Source organism: Streptomyces lonarensis (assembly GCF_012033735.1).
Lineage (GTDB): Bacteria > Actinomycetota > Actinomycetes > Streptomycetales > Streptomycetaceae > Streptomyces > Streptomyces lonarensis.
Map to the genome: position 1 here is coordinate 1 of NZ_JAAVJD010000355.1, position 3,719 is coordinate 3,719.

Here is a 3,719-nt window from a genome sequence, read left to right on the forward strand (position 1 = left end):
GGGCTCGCCGTCCTCCCCCGCGTCGCGGTCGCGCGTCCGGCGGCGGAGCCGCGTCACGAGGAACCAGAGGACTCCCACCGCGACGGCGCCGAGCACCACCTTCTCCAGCACGCCGGTGTACCCCTCGACCCGGTGCCAGTTGTCGCCGAGGCTGTAACCGAGCAGGACCAGGGCGGTGTTCCACACCGCGCTGCCCGCCGTCGTCAGCAGGACGAAGGTGGTCATCGGCATCCGCTCCACGCCGGCCGGCACCGAGATGAGGCTGCGGAAGACGGGGATCATGCGGCCGAAGAAGACCGCCTTCGTGCCGTGGCGGGCGAACCACTCCTCGGTCCGGTCGAAGTCGGCGACCTTGATCAGCGGCATCCGGGCGACGACGGCGCGGAGCCGGTCCCGGCCGATCGCCGCGCCGATCCAGTAGAGCGCGACGGCGCCCACCACCGAGCCGAGCGTCGTCCAGATCAGCGCCTCCGCCAGCGTCATTCCGCCCTGGCTGGCGGTGAAGCCCGCCAGCGGCAGGAACAGCTCGCTGGGCAGCGGCGGGAAGAGGTTCTCCGCCGCCACGGCGATGCCGGCTCCCGGGCCGCCGATGGTCTCCATGAGGTCCACGAAGAACCCGGCGATCCCGCCGACCTCGGTGGGCTCGGCGGCCTGTGTCGCCGGCGGTGTGTCGGGCGACACCAGGACGGCGGTCATCGGGTCGGTGGTCGGCAGGGACATCGGCTGCTCCAGCTCCGCAGGAGGTCACGGCGGCGCACCGGCGCCGTCCGGTACGGCCGCGCCACCGGTCCGCGGTTGGTGCGGCACCCGTGCGGTGAGGCTCGTCGGGCACAGCACACCACGGTCGGCGGGCGACGTCCGACCGATGAGGAGTTTCGCCGATATCCGCACCTTTATTCGACAGCATCCACACATTCACCGCCCCTCGACCGCCGCCGGACGGGGCGCGCACGGCCCGCGCCCAAGGCCCCAGGTCACCCGCGCGGTCACCTCCGGGGTACCGCCACGGCCCGGCAGCCCCGCCGCGGCCGACCACGGCGTACCGACGCCGAGGCGAGCCGGTGCGGCTCGCTCCACGGAACGCCCCCGTGCGCCCCCGCGGGCGGGAACCCCCGCCCCGGCCGCGACGTACCGCCCCCCTCGGACGACCACCGATATTGAGTGGGAACGCCGGCGCGACCCCGCTATGTTCGACGGGGCGTCACCCGAGGGGCGGGGGACGGTCCGGGAGAGAGCGGGGGACGGCCATGAGACGTGCCGAGGCGCTGGCCGAACGGTCGGAGGCGTCGCGCCGCGTGCAGCAGCTGCGCGCGCGGGTCATCAGCAACGCGCGGCACCAGGAGGGCGAGACCCCGTCCGAGGACGCGGCCGCCCTGCTGGCCGAGGCCGACCAGGAGCTCGACTCCCTGGAGGCGCTGATCCGGCGGATCAACCTCACCAACTCCGCGACCGAGGTCGTCGGCGGCGGCACCCTGACCGACGCGCTCGCCCGCCGCGATGTCCTGCGGCTGCGCCACTCGCTGCTGACCGCGGCCGCCGACGCCGCCGCGGGCTCCGGCGGCCACGGGCGCCAGCTGCGGTCCGAACTGGTGATGCTCTCCGCGCTGCCCGTCGCCGAGCTGCGACGGCGGGCGGACGAGGTCGCCCGCGACATCCGCGGCGTCGACACGCTGATCCAGCGCACCAACTGGGAGGTCGAACTCCTGGCATGAGACACCGTGCTGCCGCCGTGGCGGGAGCAGGTAGCCGCAGGGGAAGCGCGCACCGACCGAGGGTCGGCGGTCTTCCGGCCCACTTCTGGCGCGTGGGGAGCAACGCGGGAGTTCGACTCTCCCATGACGACGCAGCTCCGCATCGCGCACAGGTCACCGAGCACGGTGTACGGCTCATCACCGGGTGCGGGTCCCTCGTGGCGAGGGCGGGCACGGGGCATCCCGTCGCCCGGCAGGTCAGCACGGGCGGGGGGCCCGGTCGGCACCACCGACCGGGCGCCTCGCGTTTCCGGGGCTCGTCCGCTTGCTACGGGCGTGCGTCGAAGCGGTGCTTGAGGTCGCCGTCCGGCTTGAAGACGTCCAAGAGGTACCCCTCACTCAGATCCACACCCTCCTCGCGCGCCAGGTATTCGGTGACCGAGTTCTTCAGGCGCTCGAACGTCTCGGTGCCGTTGCTGACGGTGTGGTGGGACCACACCGTCAGCAACGGCACGCCGGCAGGGCCGTCGGTTCGCTGTATGCCGTGCACGCCCTCGTCCCCGGTCGCCTCTCGGTAGCGGTCTGCGAGGCGCACGGCCGAGTCGGGAGCGCCCGCAGTGGTGGTCGGCCGCACAGGCTCGGCGGGATCGTCCTCGGGCGTGCCGCCACCCAGGGCGCACCCGCCCAGCAGGAGCACGGCTGCGGCAGACGGTACGACGGCGCGGCGGAACGGGCTTCTCATCTCGTCATGATCCCCGGCCGACACGGCGCCGACGCACCGCACGGGAGCACGGACCCGGCTTCCGGCCACATCGTTCGTACGGTGGTGCGTGCCCCGGACGCACCACCGGGGGCCAGGCGGGAGAGCGGGAAGCTGCCGAGGCTGGTGGGCCTCACGGAACGGACACCGGCACACCTGCAAGCAATCCGCTTGCAATAGCTAGCAGGGTGCGGCACGCTGGGGGCATGGTTCCGTTCGACGTTCACGGGCTCGGGGAGTTCCTGCGCGACCAGCGCAGGCAGGCGCGGCTGTCGCTGCGGCAGCTCGCCGACGCCGCCGGGGTGTCGAACCCCTACCTGAGTCAGATCGAACGCGGGCTGCGCAAGCCCAGCGCGGAGATCCTCCAGCAGATCGCCAAAGGGCTGGAGATCTCCGCCGAGACGCTCTACGTACGGGCGGGCATCCTCGACGAAGAGGTGCGCGAGGACCAGGGGACCGAAGGCCCCGGCGTGATCGAGGCGGTGAACGCCGACCCGGTCCTCACCGAGGCACAGAAGCAGGCGCTCGTCGAGATCTACCACTCGTTCCGCCGTGCCGCCGCCCCCACGGGGCAGGCGACCGGCGGTGCGGGTCCCGCACCGGACGCCACCGCACCGCGGCCGGAGCCCCGGCCGGGGCCGTCGCCCGACGGCACCCGGCAGGACCACGCCGAGCAACCCGGCTCGGGGCAGGACGGCTCGGACGACGACAGTCCCGGCCGCGCCCGGAGCACGGACGACCAGACCGAGAAATGAGAGGGAGCGACATGCCCAACAGCGAGGACTTCCGCAAGACCATCGGCAGCTCCAGCGCCGTCCACTTCGCCGCGGGCACCGTGGACCTCGCGGCGGAGAAGCTGCGCGGCCTCCCGGCGGCCTTCGACAAGATCAAGGCCGAGGCGCCCGGCAAGGTGGAGTCGTTCCGCGAGAACGACCTGCCGAAGCTGCGCGAGCGCGGCCGGACCCTCGCCGAGCAGGGGGCGGAGACCGCCCGCGAGTACGCCTCGAAGGCCCGCGAGACTTACGCGGAGCTCGCCGAGCGCGGCCGCGGCCCGGTCGAGGAGTGGGCGCGCGGCACGGAGAAGGAGCACGGCGAGACCGAGGACGGCGAGCCGAAGGTCGTCGTCGAGCGCGTCGAGCAGGTGACCGTCACCACGGTGCCGGACGACGCCTCCTCGCTCACCGGCGACGGCCCGGACGCCGCCGGTGACTCCGCCGACAAGGGGCCCAAGGGCTCCTGAGCCACCGCCCCGGCCCGCGCCGCGGGCC

The 3,719-nt window shown here is 73.6% G+C and carries 5 protein-coding genes; 3 read left to right on the forward strand and 2 right to left on the reverse strand.

The window, feature by feature from the left end; all coding sequences use genetic code 11:
* On the reverse strand, positions 1–720 hold a 720-nt coding region (locus HCN56_RS24310; RefSeq protein WP_245246977.1), incomplete at its 3' end, for a DedA family protein.
* Positions 721–1,247: 527 nt separating this feature from the next.
* Here HCN56_RS24310 and HCN56_RS24315 point away from each other — a divergent pair.
* Positions 1,248–1,712, forward strand: coding sequence for a DIP1984 family protein (locus tag HCN56_RS24315; RefSeq protein WP_167974616.1), 465 nt, complete (start codon positions 1,248–1,250; stop codon positions 1,710–1,712).
* 307 nt (positions 1,713–2,019) lie between these two features.
* On the opposite strand, the gene HCN56_RS24320 is transcribed toward HCN56_RS24315, so the two are convergent.
* Complete coding sequence (locus tag HCN56_RS24320) at positions 2,020–2,433, reverse strand: hypothetical protein (protein ID WP_167974618.1); 414 nt, start codon at positions 2,431–2,433, stop codon at positions 2,020–2,022.
* Positions 2,434–2,657: 224 nt separating this feature from the next.
* Between HCN56_RS24320 and HCN56_RS24325 the strand changes: the two genes are divergently transcribed.
* Positions 2,658–3,206 carry a helix-turn-helix domain-containing protein gene (locus tag HCN56_RS24325; RefSeq protein ID WP_167974620.1) on the forward strand — a complete coding sequence of 183 codons (549 nt, stop codon included), beginning with the start codon at positions 2,658–2,660 and terminating at the stop codon, positions 3,204–3,206.
* An 11-nt stretch (positions 3,207–3,217) separates the two neighbouring features.
* On the forward strand, positions 3,218–3,691 hold the full coding sequence (locus HCN56_RS24330) for a hypothetical protein (protein ID WP_167974622.1): 474 nt from the start codon (positions 3,218–3,220) through the stop codon (positions 3,689–3,691).
* Positions 3,692–3,719 lie beyond the last annotated feature (28 nt).

Coding starts and splice junctions, on each gene's coding strand:
- HCN56_RS24315 (WP_167974616.1), top strand. CDS start 1,248: ATGAGACGTGCCGAGGCGCTGGCCGAACGGTCGGAGGCGTCGCGCCGC.
- HCN56_RS24320 (WP_167974618.1), bottom strand. CDS start 2,433: ATGAGAAGCCCGTTCCGCCGCGCCGTCGTACCGTCTGCCGCAGCCGTG.
- HCN56_RS24325 (WP_167974620.1), top strand. CDS start 2,658: ATGGTTCCGTTCGACGTTCACGGGCTCGGGGAGTTCCTGCGCGACCAG.
- HCN56_RS24330 (WP_167974622.1), top strand. CDS start 3,218: ATGCCCAACAGCGAGGACTTCCGCAAGACCATCGGCAGCTCCAGCGCC.